The following is a 19,176-nucleotide window of genomic DNA, read 5'->3' on the forward strand; positions in this document are numbered from 1 at the left end:
GTAAAAAGTGCCCGCACGCCCCTCGTGGCGGGCGTGTGTCGTACTCCACACTGGGTTGTGGTGCCTGAGTCCTCGGAGCGCGGCGGTGTTGGCCGGGTAGGCCGGGATCCCCCGCAGATCCGCTCATGATGTACGGGACGGACGGCGGCATGGCCGGCGCATCCGTACCCGATCGTTCTGCCGCCTCAGCAGCGATCACCCTGGAGGTCGCCCCCGTGCAGACCCAGACCCTCACCGACGCGGCCCCCGCGGTGCCGCCGCAGTCCCCGGCACCGTCGGCCATGGGCCCACCGGAACCGCCCACGCCGCCGGGCGCGGCCCTCGCTCCGGAGCCCCCGGACTCCGCCCCGGCCCCCGAACCGGACACCGAGCACGCCCCCGATCCCGAGGCCGAGCAGGCCCCCGACCCGGACCCCGAACCCGAAGCCGCCCCCGGCCCCGGCCCCGAACTGGAAGACGCCCCCGCCGAGCAGCAGCCCACCCGCGCCGAGACCACCGGCCCCTCCTCCGACCTCTTCCGCCAATATCTGCGCGAAATCGGCCGGATTCCGCTCCTCTCCGCCGCCGATGAGGTCGAGCTGGCCCGCCGGGTCGAGGCGGGCCTGTTCGCCGAGGAGAAGCTCGCCTCCGCCCCCGACCTCGACAGCCAACTCGCCCTCGACCTGGACCGGTTGGTGGTCCTGGGCAGGATGGCCAAGCGTCGGCTGATCGAGGCCAACCTGCGCCTCGTCGTCTCCGTCGCCAAGCGCTACGTGGGCCGCGGCCTGACGATGCTCGACCTCGTCCAGGAGGGCAATCTTGGCCTGATCCGAGCGGTCGAGAAGTTCGACTACGCCCGCGGGTACAAGTTCTCGACGTACGCGACCTGGTGGATCCGCCAGGCCATGTCCCGCGCCCTCGCCGACCAGGCCCGGACCATCCGGGTCCCGGTCCATGTCGTCGAGCTGATCAACCGGGTCGTCCGGGTGCAGCGCCGGATGCTCCAGGAGCGCGGCTACGAACCCACCCCCGAGGAGGTCGCGGTCCAGCTCGACCTCACCCCGGAGCGGGTGAGCGAAGTGCTGCGCCTCGCCCAGGAACCGGTGTCGCTGCACGCGCCGGTGGGGGAGGAGGACGATGTCGCGCTCGGCGACCTCATCGAGGACGGCGACGCCGCCTCACCGGTCGAGTCCGCGGCGTTCCTGCTGCTCCGCGAGCATCTGGAGGCCGTGCTGTCGACGCTCGGCGAGCGCGAGCGCAAGGTCGTCCAGCTGCGGTACGGACTGGCCGACGGACGTCCCCGGACGCTGGAGGAGATTGGCCGGATCTTCGGCGTGACCCGGGAGCGCATCCGCCAGATCGAGTCCAAGACCCTCAACAAGCTCCGCGACCACGCCTTCGCCGACCAGCTCCGCGGCTACCTCGACTGACTCGACCTCGCCTCACTCGACTGAACCGAGGCGGTCAGCCCCCGGCCTCGAACGCCCCAGGATGCGTCTGTTCCCGTACCGCCACGTACTGCTGCCGCACCGCCTGCCCCACCGCCAGATCGTCGCCCGGCTCGAAGACCTGGCTGGCGGCCGCGGGCCAGCGCGGCGGCTCGTGCGGGGACAGCGCCCCCTGCGCGGCGCCCAGCGCCCACGCGGCCTGCCGGGCGGCGCCCAGCGCGGCGTAGTCGGCCGGCTGCGGCACCACGATCTGCGCACCCAGCAGCGCGGGCGCGATCGCCCGTACCGCCTGGAGATCGGCCGCCGGCCCCAGCAGAAACACCCGCCGCACCCCGACCCCGCGCCCCCGCAGGATGTCGAGCGCGTCGGCGAGCCCGCACAGCATGCCCTCGAACGCGGCCCGCGCCAGATGCTCCGGCTTCATGGACTCGCGCCGCAGCCCGGTCAGTGTCCCGGCGGTGTGCGGCAGGTACGGGGTCCGCTCGCCCTCCAGGTACGGCAGCATCACCATCCCGTACGACCCCGGGGTGGACTTCAGCGCGAGCGCCGACAACCCCTCCAGGTCCGTGCCCAGCAGCTCCGCCGTACCGCGCAGCACCCGCACCGCGTTGAGCGTGTGCACGACGGGCAGATGCATCCCGGTGGCGTCGGCGTACGACAGGATCGTGCCGGTGTGGTCGGCCAGCGCCTCCTGATGGATGGAGAAGACCGAACCCGAGGCCCCCAGCGAGATCACCGCGTCGCCGACCCCCACGCCAAGACCGAAGGCCGCGGCCATGGTCTCGCCCGTACCGGCCGATATCAGCAGCCCTTCCGGCGTCTGCCCGGCGGGCTGGGCCGGTCCGATCACCTCCGGCAGCCGCACCTGGTGCCCGAGCGCCAGCTCGACCAGATCCGGCCGCCAGGCGCCGGTCGCCGCCGACCAGTAGCCGGTGCCGGAGGCCGTACCGCGGTCCGTCGTACGCCGCAGCGGCCGCCCGAGCAGCTGCCACACCAGCCAGTCGTGCGGCTGCAGCACCTCGGCAACCCGGCGCGCGGCGTCCGGCTCCGACCGCGCCATCCAGCGCAGCTTCGCCACCGACTGGGCGGCGGTCGGCACCGCGCCCACGGCCTGCGACCACGCCGCCCGCCCGCCCAGCGTCTCGATCAGATCGGCGGCCGCGGACTGCACCCGCCGGTCGTTGCCCATCTGAGCGGGCCGCACCAGCGCCCCGCTCCCGTCCAGCGCCAGCAGCCCGTGCTGCTGCGCCGACACGCCGATGGCCTGCACCCCCTCCAGCAGCCCGCCCTCGGCGGCCTCCCCGAGGGAGAGCAGCCACGCCTGCGGATCCACGTCATGGGGCGATCCCTCGGAGGGCGGCGCCGGGTGCGGCGCGTACCCCTGCTTGAGTACGGCACCCGTGTCCGTATCGCAGACGACGATCCGTGTGCTCTCGGACGAACTGTCCAACCCGGCGACTATCCCCATGGACCAGATCATGCCACCGCGGCGGCTAGGTGTTGCTGCTGCCCCAGTCGTCCTCCTCCGCGGCGGAGCGCGACTCCCGCTGCGCGATCTTGTCCCGCAGCGGCCGCACCTTGCCGAGCGCCTTCGTGGCGGCCTCCCGGCCGCCCAGCGCGGCCGACTCGGCGGTGTTGCGGACGGCCGGGTTCTGTACGAACCGCTGCGCGCACGCACGCAACTGCTCGTACCGCTCGCGGCCGGCCCGCGTGCCGAACACGTAACCCACAGCCAAACCGGTCATGAACGTCAGCCGGTAGCGCATCGACCTGCCCTTCTCGTTGTCCTTCGCATCGGACCCCGGAGTCGTTCCGCACGTCTACCCGCACGCGCCGCAGATCACCCTCCGATCACCGCGGCCATACCGATTGGCGGAGCACCCCCCTGCTTGCGCTAATGTATGTGTCGCAGCGAACGCACGCCCTCCGGCAAGCCCGGACGGGGGCGCGGTCGCGGCACACGGAGCAATCCCCTGTAGCTCAATTGGCAGAGCAGCCGGCTGTTAACCGGCAGGTTACTGGTTCGAGTCCAGTCGGGGGAGCTCGGTCCCCTGTAGCTCAATTGGCAGAGCATTCGGCTGTTAACCGGAGGGTTACTGGTTCGAGTCCAGTCGGGGGAGCAGCACGGAAGAGGACCCCTCACGGGGTCCTTTTTCATGCCCTCATCCCCTGTTCACGCCGTGCTCGCCCCCTGACCCAGGGCTGATCCACGGCATGCGGGCGCGCAACATCGGCCCGCCGAAGCAACAGATCGTATGAGCGGCTATGCTGCGGCAGACGGCGCGCACAGATGTGCACGACGCGCCGTTACGGGGCGGTAGCTCAGCCGGTTAGAGCAGCGGACTCATAATCCGTCGGCCGTGGGTTCGAGTCCCACCCGCCCCACCAAGAAAATCGATCTGACCTGCGCAAACGCAATTGGAGAGGCGGATTGCGTGAGGTATTTGCCTCAGATCGGTGAGGCAAACGCGTGCCTGTGCGGCCCGGCCGATCTTCCGTCCTCCTTGTGACCTGGGGTTTTGGGTCGATACCTGGGTGAGAGCCGTGGTTGATGCTCCCACGGCCGCGGCAAGCGAACCCAGCCCTTTCGGTTTTGCGCTGTCGGTGAGCGTGCGCGTGGTCGGGGGAGTCGGCAGCGGCGCAGGGGATGTCCGGCGGTACGCCGGTGCCCTCCCAGTTCGTGCTGGAGACGGGGTTGATGGCGCGGCTGACTGGGACGGTGGCTTCCAGGTGTGGGTGCACGGTCCAGCCGTTGCACGGATGTGCGCCGCCGCGGGTGCGCTCGCCGGCGACTGCGGTGCGGCCGAGCTGCTGGAGGTCGTACGCCATCTCCTCAGCGGCAGAGACCGGGGCCCACCCTGGTGGGTCTTGATCTCGTCGAGGGTGTTTCTCGATCTCCCATCGATGGACCTACAGCGCGGCCAGCGACGTGGCGGATGCGGCCTTGGGGTCGCCAACTGCTGCCGAAACCCATCAACAAACGCTGCTGCTGAACGTGAACGAAGCCAGACGACAGCTTGTCCGCGGTCCTGCCACCGTGTCCTCCGATGCAGAGCCCTCCTCGCCCGTCACTGCCGGGAACGGTCATGGACAGTAGAGGCATCCGGGAGCGCATGACGAGCCCGGTACCGTGCGACGGGCCTACGCGTTGAAGACCGTCGCCAACCTCTACGGACAGCTGCGCGACGTCAACGGGGCACGCGCTCCTCCGTGCGCACCTCAAGGCTGACACCGTCGAGCTTGTCGATGCCTTGGTCGACCGCGACTGGCTCACCGCGCGGACACTGGGCCCCGCGCGGGGTGGCGCGGAGAGTCCGCTCCTTGGTCTCACCTTCATACACGCCTTAAGTGTTCCGCTTCTTGACGCGCTGTGATCTATGGTGGGGTGGGGCTCCGGGGGAAGCACCGCTCCGGGGAAATGCTTGAGTGCATGCGGTGCGGTTTCGTGCCTGGGGGCGGGCTCATGAAATTCGACGCGAGCGGTATTGGCTTCGGCGTCCCTTGGTCCGGACAGTCCGGCAGCCATGGGGGCGCGTCATGACCAAGGATGTCATTGCCCTCACCAAGCAGTTGCCGGATCCGCGGACAGTCGCGGCTGCTCTGCTGTCGGGAGGACCTGATCTGCGGTTGCAGGCCCTGGGCGAGGGGGCTGTGGTGCAGCTTGCTGATGACGAGGGGCGTCCGCTGGTCTCCATCGAGTCGCCGATGCTGCTGGCTGTGCCGTACGAAGCGCAGCGTCTTCTGGGTGTGCGGGCGGATCAGCTGGGTGAGTCGGTGTGGTGGACGGAGGTCCGTGCGACGGCCGCCACGGACCAGGCGCGGCGCCTTGCCTCGGTGGCGGCCGGGCGCCTGGTCGCCCTGCTGGGCGGTGTGCTGTGGCCGCGGGAGGCCGCGGGAGAGGGGATCGGTGTCGTCGACACCCGCGGCGCCCAGGTTCCTCCTTCGCCCCATCCTGAACAGCCCGCGGTGGATGTCCTGACCGACGCCGCGGCCGTCCTTTTTCAGGACCGTCCGGTTCTCGCGCTGTCCTCCTGGATGGGTAATGCGCTGCTCTCCGCGGTGGCTGAGGAGCGCCGCGTGCAGGTCGTCACCCCGCCTCATACGCTGCTGACGCTCCCCGCCCGCCTCGCCCTGGCGGAAGTTGAGGGGCGCTGGGTGGTGCGGGAGGAGTCCGGGGACTATTACGACGGTCTGACCGGGGCGGTGCTGGGCTGGCAGGGGGATTCCTTCGTCCCCGTCCCGGACGGTTCCCGCGAGACCGGTGGAACGGGCACGGCGGCGGCTTTCGCTCCGGTGCCCAATCCGGATGAGCGTCAGCTGCTGCTGTCCATCCGTACCTGCCACCGGGCTGACGAACACCTGCTGCTGGGCGGGGCGCTGGAGGCTGCCTGGCAGCACCTGGCGGGGGCCGCTCCGGTCGCGTGGGGCACGGCCGAGCCGGCCGGCCTGCCGTGGTCCCGGCGCAACCTCACCGACTTCGCGCGGGAACGCGCCCCCCGGCCGACCAGACTGGTGGTCGTCGGCGCGCCCGACCGTCCGGCCATCGCTGCCCTGAACATCCTGCGCACCGCGGACGGCGTGGAAGAGGACATCAACCTCGGCATCGGTTACGGCAAGGACGAGGCACCGCCCTTTGACGCGCTCGCCGGTCTCGCAGATGACCTGGCCTCCCATCACGGTCTTCGCTCGGCTCTCGTTCATGTGCGGACCGGGCGGCGGGATGTGAACGTTCCGGCGAGTTTCGAGACGCCGCCCATCCCGCTCGCCTTGGCCCTCGGCGCGGAGGAAGCCCAAAGGGCCGGTGCCCGAAGTGACATGGTGCCGACTCCGCAGCCGCCGCAGGCCATCGGAGCGCGACGCCGACCGGGCAGGTACTACTGCCTGGGGGAGGCCGACTCTCCGTCCAACTGGGCGAGGTTGCGTTCGCTCCTGGAGCACTTGCGCGGCCGGGACGCATAGCGGGAAGGACCTTTTACCGCAGACATCAGGGGCATGAAGCAGAGCACGTTCGACGCGGCGTGCTCCGGGAGGGGAATCGCGGGGATCATGGCGAAGTGGAACATCGATCCGGCGGGCGTGGGTCGCATCGTCGGGGAAGCCGGACGCACAGCCTCGCATTTCGAGGGCGAGCTCAAGTCCATCAGCTCTCATCTGGAGAGCGCGATGAAGGCGGCCGGGACGCTGGACTTCGGGGGCGAGAGTGAGACGCCTGAGGTCGGTCTGGTGGGCATGACGCTGGGGCAGTACGCCACGGCCCAGCAGTCGGACCTTGCCTTCATCGTGGCCCGTGCGGACAAGTCGCTGCAGGGCGCAGTGGACGCGACGGAGGAATACAATAAGGGGGCCTTGGACATGGCGGCCAACGCGCAGGGTGAGGCACTCAAAGCGCCCTCCATCGATCTGGACAGCCCTGAGAAGAAGGGCGCCAAATGATCGACCCTCATGCCATACCGCAGTTCAAGGGCGATTTGGAGCAGTTGGAGAAGGATGCCACTGCGCTGAAGAAGCAGGCGGGGAAGTTCCGCACGACCGGCTCGGATGTCCACTCCAAATTCCAGAGCCTGTCCGGTGTCTACCACGCCCCCGAGGCTCAGCAGCTCTTCGACACCACCACACCTGTGCGCGACATGTCCGATGTCATCGCGGACGATCTGGAGAAGATCGCGGCAGCGCTGTCGGCCTATGCCGACGAAGTCCGCCCCGTCAAGGACAAGTTGCGGCGGCTCAAGTACCAGGCGGCGGCCTTTGTGGAGAAGGTCAAGGACGATGAGCATTGGAAGGATGACGAGGAGAAGATAGCTGAGCACTCCGGCCTGCTGCACCAGGTGAATGTCGCGGTGGCGGGGTTCCAGGCGGCCGAGCGTCGGGCGGCCAACAAGATCGGTGAACGCTTCTTCGGTTCCACCCACTACACCGTCGACGACGGCTCAGGTAAGCGGGGCGCGTACGGGTACCGGGCCGGTGATTTGGACAAGGCGAAGGACCTGCCCTGGGGCACCCCGGAGAAGGAGACCCACCGCTTCTGGGAGCTCGACCACTGGGGTGCCAGCGCGGCCAAGGGGTTCGGCATCGACGGCCTCGGCGGCGACGTCGACGGGCTCGCCACCCTGGTCGGCTGGCACGGGGGCGACAGAGCCTCCGAGGCTTGGAGCGCGCTGGGGGACACCTTCAGCGGCCTGGGGCAGTACACGACCTGGCCGTATGACTGGGTGATGTCCAAGACCATCGGTGGGGGCAACGGCGACAACAAGGAGAAGAAGGCATTCCGTGAGGCCCTCAAGGGCTTCGTGGCGTGGGATGAGTGGGACAAGGACCCGGTCCGTGCGGGAGGCCAGGTCCTCTACAACGTGACCCCCTTCGGCCTGGCCTCCAAGCTAGGAAAAATGGCCAAGGGCACCCACCTGGCCGAGGTCACGAAGGTCACCAAGGTCGTCGATTCCGTCACTGCCGGCACCAGGGCCGCTCGCGCCGCACTCCCGAAAGCCTCCGACGTGCTGCAGGCCGTCAAACGCCTCCCCCATTGGGGCGATGCATCTCACCTGGACCGCACCGTGGACGCGGCGGACGACCTGGCCCATCCGCGCGACGCGGGCGTACGCCTGCCGGACCAGGCCGACCAGTCTCCGACGGTCCTGGACAGCGACGGAAACATCCGCCACGCGGAAAACGGCGAGATCATCCACCGTATCGAGGACGCCAGGAAGGAAGGCGACCACCCGCAGCAGTCCTTGCCCGAGGACCACCCCGCACACGAAAGGGCACCCGAGCGCGAGAAGGCCACAGTAGGGGGCGGCGCGGACCATCAACCACCACGCGCCCACGCACACACCGGCGACGGCCCCTCCCCCCGCCACGAGCCTTCCACCGGCGGGCACAGTGGCGGCCCCGGTGCAGGCGGGCACGACGGCCCGTCGACCGGGGGGCACGGTGACGGCCCCTCCGGTGGCCATGGCGACAGGCACAGCACAGGTGGGCACCACGGTCCGTCGAGCGGTGGCCACGGTGACGGCGCCTCCGGCGGTCACGGCGACGGGCACAGCGCAGATGGGCACCACGGTCCGTCAACTGACAACCCTGGCAGCGGTCCCGACACGCCTGCGCACGCCGGGGAAAGCAGTGGGGGATCCACTGGCGCGTCCAAGGCCGGCGGCTGGGAAGCGACAGACGATGTAAAGGGCCCCGCCGCCGGCAGAACACTCAAGCTCCCCCATGAACGCCATACAATTGGCGGGGCTGGCCGAGCGGGAAAGAACATTAAGGAAGAGAACACTATCATCCTCCCCGAATACCGCGGCGAGATCGAAAAGGACATTGCGGGTATCGCGGAGGGGAGGGCCACTTTCATCCCGGAAGTTGATCGCTACGAAATAAATGGCCGCACGTACGGCGTTCACGAGAACGGGACCGTATATCCTGGTTCGGGTCCGGGGTTTGTGTCAATGGACAGAAACGAATACGCTGCACTCTCGGAGATCGCAAAGGCGAAGGGGGATCTCTCGGCGGCACCGCAACTCACGCGAGCACCACGCTTCGTCAACAACCCGGAAGTCGTCGAAAAGGCTCTTGCCATCTACAACGGGACTTACGCGCCATGACATACAATATCTTTCTCATCGATAGCTGTGACCCGGGTGCCATGGCTGAAGCTCTCGCGGAAATTTTCCAGGTCCCGGTGAAGGAAGTGGATGTCGCCGACGCCGACGGTGATCAGGAAGATCGGTACTGGGATGCACTGGTGTCCTGCGAATATTCGCATGTCCACGGTAACGTGTCCATTTCCTTGGATATCTATGCTCAGGACTCGGTGAAACAGCAGCCCACGGAGGCTCAGTTCTCCGCGGCCCTGGCTCGGCGGATCGGAACGCCCGTTCTTTACCCGCCGCAGGAGAGCCCCCTCAGTGCGCACTCTCTGGTCACCCCGGAAGGGGTGGTGACCCGAGCCCGACTGGATGAGACGGAGGATGAAGAGCCCTCGTTTACAGTCGTGGCAGTTGAAACATTCATCGAAAATTTGCCGGACGTTCCGGTAACGCATCTGCCAGAAGTAGTGCGCGAGCAGAAAATCGCAACGCCGCTCTCTGACTCTTTTACGGAAGCCTTCAAGGCCCTGGCGGATTCAGGTGGCGGACCAGAGTGCCCCGCTATTACGGCTGAGGTGGCCGAGATGGCGCGCGTCGCTCGGTCCTACCTCGGTGCATGGGAGAAACTGGCTCGACGTGCTGAGGGCAATTGGGAACCATCTGGTTGGTTTCCCTTGGAGTTCTACCGGGAAACGCTCGGCTATCGCGATGATATCGAAGGATACCTGCGCCAACTCCCAGAAAGCGTGGCTGTGCTGTATAAGCGGTACCTTGACAAGGTCGACAGCCTCTATAAAGAGCTGACCGTCGAAGACAAAGAACATGTTGTCGTTGACGACCGCGATGAGTCCACCGCTGGCTTGGTGCAAAAGGCCTGGTGGTGGTATCGCCGCCCCGAGCCCATGCCGTGGGAATCGTGACCAAAGAGTGGAGAGGAGTTCGGGCTGTCGGGGCAGCGGATCGAGTTCGACGCGGGCGAGCTTCCGTTGCTGGCTCGTTCGAGATGCGCCTGAACAACGAACAAGCCAGCCGTACGCAGGCTGCGGGTCTGGTCGCCGTGGCTGAGGTGGGAATCCATCGACGTGGCATATCGAGGGACGTCGAGACGCTGGTTGGCATGTGACGGCGCTCCTGGGGGCGTCTCCCTACCTGTCGCGGCTTTGGCCTGTGCGGTGTCTCAGGACTGATCGGCAACTGCCAGGCCGCGGGGACGTGGCCCCACCTGAGCGCTGCCACTTGCCGGGGCCTCGACGGCCGGTGAGGCAACTGCCTCACCGAGCCGGATCGAGCGGGATCGAGGCGGACGCAGCGGGATCGAATCGGATGGAGATATCCGGTTCTCCGGCAAAACCGCAGGTGAGATGGGTCACCGGTTTCGGTTCGAGTCCCACCCGCCCCACTTGTGCAGGGCTGAAACCTGCAGTAACGCCTCTCTTGAGGCGTTCGAACGCCAATTCGGGCTCAGCGGACTGAATCCGCTGCTCGCGAGTTCGGCGGCGAGTTGCCGGACGGCGTGGTCGTTGTCCTTCGAGGTCACCTCAGGGCAGGGTGCACGGTGCGGGCCCAGTGCCATGGGTGCCTGACTGAGTCCTCGACAGGCCGTTGCCATAGGGCCACCCCGTTCCTCATCGCCGACTGTGCGGCTGTGGAGTCTCTACTGTCTGAGGTCGATCGTGCGGACAGGCCGTCCCGTGGTGCGGGCGATGGTGTCGAAGTCGTGGTCGCAGTGGAGCAGTGTGAGCCCCGCTTCCTCCGCAGCGGCGGCCACTAGGAGATCGACGGGGCCTGCGATGCGGTGCTCACCCTTGACGGTCAGCTGTTCCTGGACGACGCGGGAACGGCGGTAGACGCCGTCCGGCATGGGGCACCAGACGTAGTGGGCATCGAGCGCCGCCTTCAAGCGCGTACGGTCTGCGGCCGAACGGGCTGAGTGGAGGATCCCGAGTTCGGTGATGTCGCAGATCGCCACAAGGCCGGCGCTGATCCTGTCATCCCAGTCGGCCGTGTTCTGGCGGAGCAGGACGCGGGCGAGCGCGGAGGTGTCGATGAGGTAATCGGCGACGGTCACTCATGCGCTCCGTTGCCGGAGGCGGTGTCGGCTGTGTTCGTGGGCCGGTACTTGCTCTTGTCCAGGAGAAGGTCCATGTCCAGCGCGCCGTCGGCCACCAGCTCGCGGGCTTCGTCGAGCGCACGCGGGCGCCGGTAACGGGCCGTGACTTCCCGCAGGGCGGTGTTGATGGTCTCGCGCTTGGTGGTGGTGCCGAGTTCCTTGGCCGCTTCTTCCAGGGCCTCGTCATCGAGGTCGATCACGGTACGACTCACGGGCACCCCCCTTTGTGTATCAACCAGAGCATACTAAGATATAAGATCTTTTGTATATCGTCGGGTGGAAGGTAGCAGGCGTCCTGCCCACTGGACTCTGTGAGCCGTCCGGGCCGGGAGGAGACGTCCCCCCGGCCCCGTCTCATCGGATGAACTTCGCAGGCTTGGTGGCGTAGTTGAGCAGGTACTCCAGGGGCCCGCGGCGGAAGAAGCGGGACCAGATCGCGGCGAACACTATCGCCCCGAGGACGAACATGAGCAGCGGCACCCATGAGTGCCGGGTGCCGGTCCCGGCGGGCACGGACAGCGTGGACTGTGCGATGAAGTGGCCGACGTAAGCGGTCAGGGACATGGTGCCCACGGCGATGACCGGTTTCGCCAGGCGGCGCAGTCGCGGCAGGCGGTCCATCGCCACCGTCGCACCGACGATCACGAGGATCGCGACTCCCACGCTGCCGATGATGTCGAACGTGGTGCCGCTGTGCGGCCCGGCCGTCAAGAGCAACGACGCCGGCATATCGGGGAACGACCCGCCATCGGGGGGCATCGACCCGGAGCCGCTGGACGACGGCCCGTCTTCCGCGAGGCTCCGCAACGCGTCCTTGCCGGCGAGCAGCAAGGACATGCCGTACGCGGTCACGGTGAGGGCCGCACCGAGCGCGGCCAGGCGCCGCTGGACAGCGCCGGAGGACAGGTCGAGGCGGCCCAGTGCCATGCCCGCGATCACGAACGACATCCACGTGAGCGCCGGGTAGAAGCCGCTGAGCAGCAGATCGAGCACTCCCACGTCACTGAGCCGGTAGAGCGGGTCGTAGGCGTTGATGCTTTGACGGATCGGCTCGGTCACCAGCGAGTTCAGGACGAACACCAGCTGCGGTGTGACGAGCGCGAGCGCGACCGCGATGATCGCGAGTGTCCTGACGCGCAGTCGTACCAGGGGCAGGGCCAGCAGGAAATAGACTCCGTAGAAGCCGAGGATGATCACTCCCCCGTACTCCCTCGCCATCGCGGTGCCCAGCGCCAGCAGGACCACGGCGCGGATCGCGATGCGGGCTTTCGCCTGCCGGCCGGCCAGGCCGGTCTTCGGTTCCCGGCGGCCGGTGAGCAACATCAGTGAGAACCCGGCGAGGGTGGCGAACAGGACCGACGAGTGACCGTCCGCCAGATACCGGATCCAGCTGGCGACGCCGTCCGTGGCCGACAGCGGGGGGCCGATGTGCACGACGTACATGCCGAACACCGCCAGCGCGCGGGCCAGGTCCACCCCGACAAGGCGTCCCATCGAGGGACCGGGCGAGGTCGGCACGGCGGACTCGGGCGGGGTTCGGGGCTGCGGAGGCGAGTTCTCCTGCGGAGCTGACGTCTCCTGCGGCGGCTGTGTCCGTGTCATACAGGGAACCTCGCGTGGACGCAGGCGGCGGACCATCCGGCAGTCCTCGGTAACGCCCCCGCCGGTTGGCGGGGGCCGCCCTGCCGACCGGCGGAGTCGCGTCTTCCCCCGGGCGTCGTCCGGCCTGAGGTCCGCGAGGCATTGGTGCACGCCCTCGCCACGAGCACAGCCGGACTCGTCCACTGAGCCGACTCCTGCTCACACACTGGCGGCCGGTCCCGGGTCCGGCGTCGGTCCGCTACGAGGACGTGTCCTTCCGCTACCGCCCGGCACGGCCGTACGTCCATCAGCAGGTCGGTTTCGAGGTGCCGGGCCACCACCACGGCACGTGGTCATGGCCGCCGAGGGACCCGTCGTCAGGCTCCCGTCGTCTCGTGAGCCCGCACCACCCAACGGGAAACGGGACAGCACGAGGCGGCGTGCCGTGGCCGGCGGCCGCGCGGCGGCTGGACCGCCCGGCTGCCTGGTCGGTCAGTCCGCGTTGAGGGGAATCCGCAGCCGCACCCGGTAGCCGCCCTCCTCGGTCGGGCCCGCCTCCAGGGTGCCGTGCAGGATGTCGGCCCGTTCCCGCAGACCGACCAAGCCGTGCTGCGAACCCGGGAGGGAGAGGGAGGGACGCGTGGGCGCGGTGTTGGTGACGGTCACTCCGACATCGTCGCCGTCCTGCCACAGCTCGGCCCACGCCCTGGCGCCGGGGGCGTGCTTGCGGACGTTGGTCAGCGCTTCCTGGACCGTACGGTAGAGGGCCCGCTGCGCGGGTGTGCCCACGGCGGGCGGCAGCTCACCCGACAACTCCACGTGAGTGCCGCTTGATTCCACCAGTTTTGCCAGGTCGGCCAGGGTGGGCTGAGGGGTCAGCCCGGTGGTGTTGCCGCCGGAGGCGCGCAGCAGCGTGACCATGGTGCGCAGTTCGTCGAGCGTGGTGACGCTCAGCGAACGGATCGTGTGGGCCGCCTCCTTGGCGTCCGCGTCCTTGGCGGCGACCTGCAGGGCTCCGGCCCGTACGGCGATCAGGCTGACCTGGTGGGAGACCACGTCGTGCATCTCGCGGGCCAGTTGGGCTCGTTCGCGGGCGAGCGCGGCCTGTGCGTGCAGCGCCCGCTCGTGCTCCCTGGCTTCCTCGATCTCGAAAAGCCGCCGTGCCAAGTCCCGGTGCGTCTGGAGAAGTTGCGCAATGAGAACCGGTGCGGCGGCGGTCGCCAGGCCGTACACGAAGGCGACCAGCGTCATGGTCCGGCCGACCTCGGTGAGGCCGGCCAGTGGCCACGGAATGCTGTTCGCGACGGCGGTCACGGCGACGCACACCGCGAGGAGAGTGCGATTGCGGGAGCGTTCGGCCAGCGTGAACAGCGCCACGAGCGGAGCGACGGCGACGGGTTGCGTCAGCGCAATGGGCAGGGTGAGCAGGAACACGCCGAGCGGGAACCTGCGCCGGAAGGCCAACGCGGCGCAGCCCAGCGTGGCCAGCGCGATGCCGAGCGTTGTGTCGTCCCACAGGTTCGCCCGTATATCCACGGCCGCCGCCGCCACCAGGACGATGTCGACGACCGGCGCGGGTACACGCTCCCACAACCGGCGTGCGCGGTTCACCGTCCGGCCTCCTGTGACCGCTCGTCGAGCAGTCCGGCCCGCTGCGCCAGCAGCGCGGCCCGCACCCGGCTCGTCACCCGTAGCTTCGTGAAGATCGCGCTGACGTGGTCCTTGACCGTGCCGGCACCCAGGTGGATACGCGTCCCGATGTCGGCGTTCGACAGACCCTCCGCCACCAGGACGAGGACGTCGCGTTCCCGCGCGGTGAGCAGCCGGACCCGTGCCGCACCCTCGTCGACGGCCGCCTCGGTGCCGGGGTGGCTGTGCAGCAGGGTCCGCGACGCCTTGGGGGAGAGCACCACACCGCCCGCTGCCAGGGTGCGCACCACGTGGGCGAGCTGTTCCGGCTCGGTGTCCTTGAGGAGGAAACCGGCCGCGCCGGAGTGCAGCGCGGTCAGTATGTACTCGTCGGTGTCGAACGTGGTCAGCATCGCCACCACCGGCGGATCCGGCATCGTGCGCAGTGTGCCCAGGACGGCGAGCCCGTCGACGTCCGGCATCCGGATGTCCAGCAGCACCACGTCCGGCCGCTCCCGGCGGACGGTCTCCACGGCCTCGCCGCCGCTCGCCGTCGCGACGACCTCGATGTCCACGGACGCGCCCAGAATGAGTTCGAAGCCCGAGCGGACCAGTGCCTCGTCGTCCACCACCACTACCCGGATCACGTGCCCTCCGCCTCACCCTCGTCCATGCCGTCCCGGCCCATGCCGCCTCGACCCTAAAGCCACGCAGAGCCCCGGCGGCCCGGCGGGCTGCGGCTCCAGCCACACGGAGGGGTAGCACCCACCAGTCGGCAGGGACACCACAGCCATCTGCCGGATACTCCATGATCGGCCAGGTCTCCAGCCTGACGGCATGACACATCACCCGGACTCCGCGCCGCTCCCGGCCGCCGCGCCGTCCCCTGAACGCGAGCGCACCAAGCCCTCGACCGGCGCGCCCGACGTTGGCCGGCTGATCGGGCTGGACCTGGCCCGCGGCCTGGCCGTCTTCGGCATGTACGCGGTCCACGTGGGGCCGGCCCCGAGCCAGGGCGGTGCCATCGGCTTCCTGATGGAGCTGGCGCAGGGCCGCTCCTCGGCCCTGTTCGCCGTGCTGGCCGGCTTCGCGGTCGCCCTCATCACCGGGCGCCGTACGCCGAAGACCGGCCTGGCCGGCCGTCAGGCCGTCGCCAAGGTCGTCATCAGGGCCGTGATTTTGTTGGCCCTCGGCACCGCCCTGACCATGACCGGCACCCCGGTCGTGCCGATCCTCGCCTTCTACGGACTGTTCTTCCTGCTCGTGCTGCCGCTGTACCGGCTGGGCACCAAACCGCTGGCGCTGATCGCCGCAGGATGGGCCCTGGTGGGCCCGCAGCTGCTGTACCTGCTGAAGCCGGTGGTCGGCGGCCGCGCGTTCCCCACCGTCGGCCAGGCCGACGGCATCGTCTCGCTGCTCTTCACCGGCGGCTATCCGGCCCTGACCTGGGTCCCGTTCGTCATCGCCGGTATGGCGGTCGCCCGCCTCGACCTGGCCGCCACGGCCATCCGGACACGCCTCGCCCTCACCGGCGTCGCCCTCGCCGTCACCGGCTACGGCGGCTCCTGGCTGGCACTGCGTCTCGTGCCCGGTGCCGCCGAAGCCATCCGGAAAACCGCAGGGGGACAGGGCATGTCGTCCGCACCGCCCGGCAGCGAGGGCATCTTCGGCGACACCCCCGCCGGGATGCTGGTCGCCTCCCCGCACAGCGAGGCGACCCTGTCCATCGTCGGCAACACCGGCGTGGCGATCCTGGTGATCACCGCGTGCCTGGCCGCCATCGACGCCCTCCCCCGGCTGCGCCGCCTCGGCAAGCCCGTCATCGCGGTCGGCTCGATGTCATTGACGGCGTACGTCTACCACATCGTCGCCATCTGGCTCCTGGACACCGAGGAAACGACCGTCCCACCCCTGTACATCCTGCTCGGCTTCATCGCGTCCGTCACCGTCCTCGCCACCATCTGGTCCCGCTTCTTCAAGCGGGGGCCACTGGAATGGCTGATGGGCAGGGCGACCGGGATCGCCCGGCGCATTCAATGAGAGCAATCCGAAGCGGCACGGACCGTGAGATCCCGACAGCGTCTCCTCATCGCCCCTCACCGTGAATCACTCCGGCTGGCCCGCCACGGGCAGGGGTGTGGGTCGGGCGCAAGGGCAGGATCCTTGAAGGTCGGCTCGCCTGGACCCTGGCCTTCGCAACGTCTTGGCCAAACACACTGGTCATAGAGCCTCCGTCCCCGGTTCCGGCACCGTGCGCATTCGCGTGGGAAGGGAAATCCGCTGCGTACGAGTTCGAGCTGCGTTTCCGGGCTGCCGCGATGTCCGGCCAGAGCCTCAGGCTCGGTCCTGGTGGGGCCGGTGAGAACGCGTTGGGGACACAAGGATAGGAACAGAAACCTTCTGACCTGCGCATACGAAACCCGGGCGCTGTCTCGCCCGGGTTTTTGCCTCACCGTCGCCTTGTGAGCGCCCTTTGTGGTGCGGTCACATCAAGACCCTGCTGGGGACGAGACCGTCCGGCAAGCCGTCATACGGGGTCGTCTGGGCTCCCAGCGGTTGTGGGGGCGGCGAGTGGCGGTGCGGTGGCATCTTGGCCCCGCATCGGGGGCGCCGAAACCTCCATCCATGGCCTCACCTGCGGATGTGCCTTAACGGTTCCTCCCCTTGACGGGCGGTGATCTATGGTGGGGCGGGGCTCCGGGGGAAGCACCGCTCCGGAGGAAGCGTGCGTACATGCGGTGCGGTTTCGTGACCGAGGGGCGGGCGCATGAAGGTCGGCGCGAGCGGTATCGACTCGGCCACGCCACTGAGAGCAGGCCGTGTGCGTTGTGGTGAGCTGGTCATCGGGCACGGCAGCCTGGCTCAGCGGATGGCAGGCGGGAAGCGCAGCGCCATCGGCTTCCACGTTCCTTCGTCCGGACGGTCCGGCTGTCACGGGGCGGCATCATGACGAAGGATGTCATTGCCCTCACCAAGCAGCTTCCGGACCCGCGGACCGTTGCCGCCGCTCTGCTCTCGGGTGGACCTGATCTGCGGTTGCAGACCCTGGGTGAGGGGGCTGTGGTGCAGCTGACCGATGGCGAGGGGCATCCGCTGGTCTCCATCGAGTCCCCGATGCTGCTGGCCGTGCCCCACGAAGCGCAGCGTCTTCTCGGCGTGCGGGCCGATCAGCTGGGCGAGTCGGTGTGGTGGACGGAGGTCCGTGCGACGGCCGCCACGGACCAGGCACAGCGTCTTGCCTCGGTGGTGGCCGGGCGCCTGGTGGCCATGTCGGGTGGCGTGGTGTGGCCGCCGGAGGCCGCGGAGGAGGGGATCGGTGTCGTCGACACCCGCGGCGCTCAGGTCCCTCCCCCGCCGCACCCCGAACAGCCGGCGGTGGATGTCCTGACCGATACCGCGGCCGTCCTTTTTCAGGACCGTCCGGTTCTCGCGCTGTCCTCGTGGCTCGTTAACGCGCTGCTCTCCGCTGTGGCGGAGGAGCGCCACGTGCAGGTCGTCACCCCGCCCCATACGCTGCTGACGCTCCCCGCCCGCCTCGCGCTGGCGGAAGTTGAGGGGCGTTGGGTGGTGCGGGAGGAGAGCGGGGGCTTTTACGACGGTCTGACCGGAGCGGTGCTGCGTTGGCAGGGCGATTCCTTCGTCCCCGTCCCGGACGGTTCCCGCGAGACCGGTGGAACAGGCACGGCGGCGGCTTTCGCTCCGGTGCCCAACCCGGATGAGCGTCAGCTGCTGCTGTCCGTCCGTACCTGTCACCGGGCCGTTGAACGCCTGGTGCTCGGCGGAGCGCTGGAGGCCTGCTGGCAGCACCTGGCGGGGGCCGCTCCGGTCGCGTGGGGCACGGCCGAGCCGGTCGGTCTGCCGTGGTCCCGGCGTAACCTCACCGACTTCGCGCGGGAACGCGCTCCACGGCCGACCAGACTGGTGGTTGTCGGCGCGCCCGATCGCCCGGCTATCGGTGCCCTGAACATCCTGCGCACCGCGGATGGCGTGGAAGAGGACATCAACCTCGGCATCGGTTACGGCAAGGACGAGGAACCGCCCTTTGACGCGCTCGCCGGTCTCGCCGATGACCTGGCCTCCCATCACGGTCTTCGCTCGGCTCTCGTTCATGTGCGGACCGGGCGGCGGGATGTGAACGCTCCGGCGAGTTTCGAGACGCCGCCCATCCCGCTCGCCTTGGCCCTCGGCGCGGAGGAAGCCCAAAGGGCCGGCGCCCGAAGTGACATGGTGCCGACTCCGCAGCCGCCGCAGGCCATCGGAGCGCGACGCCGACCGGGCAGGTACTACTCGCTGGGGGAGGCCGACTCCCCGTCCAACTGGGCGAGGTTGCGTTCGCTCCTGGAGCACTTGCGCGGCCGGGACACATAGCGCGAAGGACCTTTTACCGTAGACATCAGGGGCATGAAGCAGAGCACGTTCGACGTGGCGTGCTCCGGAGGGGAATCGGGGGGAATCATGGCGAAATGGAACATTGACGTGGCCGGCGTGGGCCGCATCGTTGGGGAAGCCGGACGCACTGCTGGGCATTTCGAGGCGAGCTGAAGTCCATCAGCTCTCATCTGGAGAGCGCGATGAAAGCGGCCGGGACGCTGGACTTCGGGGGCGAGAGCGAGACGCCTGAGGTCGGTCTGGTGGGCATGACCCTGGGGCAGTACGCCACGGCCCAGCAGTCGGACCTCGCCTTCATCGTCGCTCGCGCGGACAAGTCGCTGCAGGGCGCGGTGGACGCGACGGAGGAGTACAACAAGGGGGCTTTGGACATGGCGGCCAACGCGCAGGGCGAGGCTCTCAAGGCGCCCTCCATCGATCTCGACGGCCCGGGGAAGAAGGGCACCAAGTGATCGATCCC

At 68.8% G+C, this 19,176-nt stretch carries 16 protein-coding genes and 3 tRNA genes; 11 read left to right on the plus strand and 8 right to left on the minus strand.

All coding sequences use genetic code 11. The annotated features are described in order from the left end of the window. Positions 1 to 125: 125 nt before the first annotated feature. Positions 126 to 1,409 (plus strand): RNA polymerase sigma factor, encoded by a 1,284-nt coding sequence (locus ACH4SI_RS41695; RefSeq protein WP_398306180.1) that lies wholly within the window; start codon positions 126 to 128, stop codon positions 1,407 to 1,409. Between the two features lie 34 nt (positions 1,410 to 1,443). Here the strand turns inward: ACH4SI_RS41695 and ACH4SI_RS41700 are convergent, their stop codons facing one another. After that, entirely contained in the window at positions 1,444 to 2,895 is a 1,452-nt protein-coding gene (locus ACH4SI_RS41700; protein WP_398306183.1) for an FGGY family carbohydrate kinase, read from the minus strand. A gap of 25 nt (positions 2,896 to 2,920) precedes the next feature. Next, positions 2,921 to 3,193 carry a YtxH domain-containing protein gene (locus ACH4SI_RS41705; RefSeq protein WP_398306186.1) on the minus strand — a complete coding sequence of 91 codons (273 nt, stop codon included), beginning with the start codon at positions 3,191 to 3,193 and terminating at the stop codon, positions 2,921 to 2,923. Positions 3,194 to 3,396: 203 nt separating this feature from the next. Here ACH4SI_RS41705 and ACH4SI_RS41710 point away from each other — a divergent pair. From ACH4SI_RS41710 to ACH4SI_RS41720, 3 genes are all read left to right on the plus strand, one after another. Further along, a tRNA-Asn gene (locus ACH4SI_RS41710) sits at positions 3,397 to 3,469 on the plus strand. 5 nt (positions 3,470 to 3,474) lie between these two features. After that, positions 3,475 to 3,547: transfer RNA gene (locus ACH4SI_RS41715), tRNA-Asn, on the plus strand. Between the two features lie 191 nt (positions 3,548 to 3,738). After that, a tRNA-Ile gene (locus ACH4SI_RS41720) sits at positions 3,739 to 3,815 on the plus strand. Between the two features lie 800 nt (positions 3,816 to 4,615). On the opposite strand, the gene ACH4SI_RS41725 is transcribed toward ACH4SI_RS41720, so the two are convergent. Beyond that, positions 4,616 to 4,768, minus strand: coding sequence for a hypothetical protein (locus ACH4SI_RS41725; protein ID WP_398306189.1), 153 nt, complete (start codon positions 4,766 to 4,768; stop codon positions 4,616 to 4,618). Between the two features lie 196 nt (positions 4,769 to 4,964). On the opposite strand from ACH4SI_RS41725, the gene ACH4SI_RS41730 reads away from it, so the two are divergent. Genes ACH4SI_RS41730 through ACH4SI_RS41745 form a run of 4 tightly spaced genes read left to right on the plus strand, consistent with a single transcriptional unit; the run spans position 4,965 to position 9,927 of the window. Further along, complete coding sequence (locus tag ACH4SI_RS41730; RefSeq protein ID WP_398306192.1) at positions 4,965 to 6,386, plus strand: DUF6177 family protein; 1,422 nt, start codon at positions 4,965 to 4,967, stop codon at positions 6,384 to 6,386. Between the two features lie 33 nt (positions 6,387 to 6,419). After that, entirely contained in the window at positions 6,420 to 6,860 is a 441-nt protein-coding gene (locus ACH4SI_RS41735) for a DUF6507 family protein (protein WP_398306195.1), read from the plus strand. Beyond that, the gene (locus ACH4SI_RS41740) at positions 6,857 to 9,022 is read left to right on the plus strand and encodes a hypothetical protein (RefSeq protein WP_398306198.1); all 2,166 of its coding nucleotides are present in this window, start codon (positions 6,857 to 6,859) and stop codon (positions 9,020 to 9,022) included. Before ACH4SI_RS41735 ends, ACH4SI_RS41740 begins: the two co-directional genes overlap by 4 nt. Positions 9,023 to 9,063: 41 nt before the next feature. Further along, positions 9,064 to 9,927 (plus strand): hypothetical protein, encoded by an 864-nt coding sequence (locus ACH4SI_RS41745; RefSeq protein WP_398306201.1) that lies wholly within the window; start codon positions 9,064 to 9,066, stop codon positions 9,925 to 9,927. A 734-nt stretch (positions 9,928 to 10,661) separates the two neighbouring features. Here ACH4SI_RS41745 and ACH4SI_RS41750 read toward each other — a convergent pair. The 5 genes from ACH4SI_RS41750 to ACH4SI_RS41770 form a co-directional block, all read right to left on the minus strand. Continuing rightward, positions 10,662 to 11,075, minus strand: a complete 414-nt coding sequence (locus ACH4SI_RS41750) for a PIN domain nuclease (RefSeq protein ID WP_398306204.1) — start codon at positions 11,073 to 11,075, stop codon at positions 10,662 to 10,664. Beyond that, the gene (locus ACH4SI_RS41755; RefSeq protein WP_398306207.1) at positions 11,072 to 11,329 is read right to left on the minus strand and encodes a type II toxin-antitoxin system VapB family antitoxin; all 258 of its coding nucleotides are present in this window, start codon (positions 11,327 to 11,329) and stop codon (positions 11,072 to 11,074) included. The genes ACH4SI_RS41750 and ACH4SI_RS41755 overlap by 4 nt, the downstream gene beginning before the upstream one ends. A 142-nt stretch (positions 11,330 to 11,471) precedes the next feature. Then, positions 11,472 to 12,719 (minus strand): DUF418 domain-containing protein, encoded by a 1,248-nt coding sequence (locus ACH4SI_RS41760; RefSeq protein ID WP_398306210.1) that lies wholly within the window; start codon positions 12,717 to 12,719, stop codon positions 11,472 to 11,474. 471 nt (positions 12,720 to 13,190) lie between these two features. After that, positions 13,191 to 14,309: a sensor histidine kinase gene (locus tag ACH4SI_RS41765; RefSeq protein WP_398306213.1), complete on the minus strand. Its 1,119-nt coding sequence runs from the start codon at positions 14,307 to 14,309 to the stop codon at positions 13,191 to 13,193. Continuing rightward, entirely contained in the window at positions 14,306 to 14,962 is a 657-nt protein-coding gene (locus ACH4SI_RS41770) for a response regulator (protein ID WP_398306222.1), read from the minus strand. The genes ACH4SI_RS41765 and ACH4SI_RS41770 overlap by 4 nt, the downstream gene beginning before the upstream one ends. Before the next feature lie 202 nt (positions 14,963 to 15,164). Between ACH4SI_RS41770 and ACH4SI_RS41775 the strand changes: the two genes are divergently transcribed. From ACH4SI_RS41775 to ACH4SI_RS41785, 3 genes are all read left to right on the plus strand, one after another. Further along, on the plus strand, positions 15,165 to 16,367 hold the full coding sequence (locus ACH4SI_RS41775; protein WP_398306216.1) for a DUF418 domain-containing protein: 1,203 nt from the start codon (positions 15,165 to 15,167) through the stop codon (positions 16,365 to 16,367). A gap of 906 nt (positions 16,368 to 17,273) precedes the next feature. Then, positions 17,274 to 18,695 (plus strand): DUF6177 family protein, encoded by a 1,422-nt coding sequence (locus ACH4SI_RS41780; protein ID WP_398306219.1) that lies wholly within the window; start codon positions 17,274 to 17,276, stop codon positions 18,693 to 18,695. Positions 18,696 to 18,865: 170 nt separating this feature from the next. Beyond that, positions 18,866 to 19,168 carry a DUF6507 family protein gene (locus ACH4SI_RS41785; RefSeq protein ID WP_398306225.1) on the plus strand — a complete coding sequence of 101 codons (303 nt, stop codon included), beginning with the start codon at positions 18,866 to 18,868 and terminating at the stop codon, positions 19,166 to 19,168. The last annotated feature ends 8 nt before the right edge of the window (positions 19,169 to 19,176 follow it).

Source organism: Streptomyces sp. NPDC021212, from assembly GCF_044332925.1.
In the GTDB taxonomy this organism is placed as follows: Bacteria; Actinomycetota; Actinomycetes; order Streptomycetales; family Streptomycetaceae; genus Streptomyces.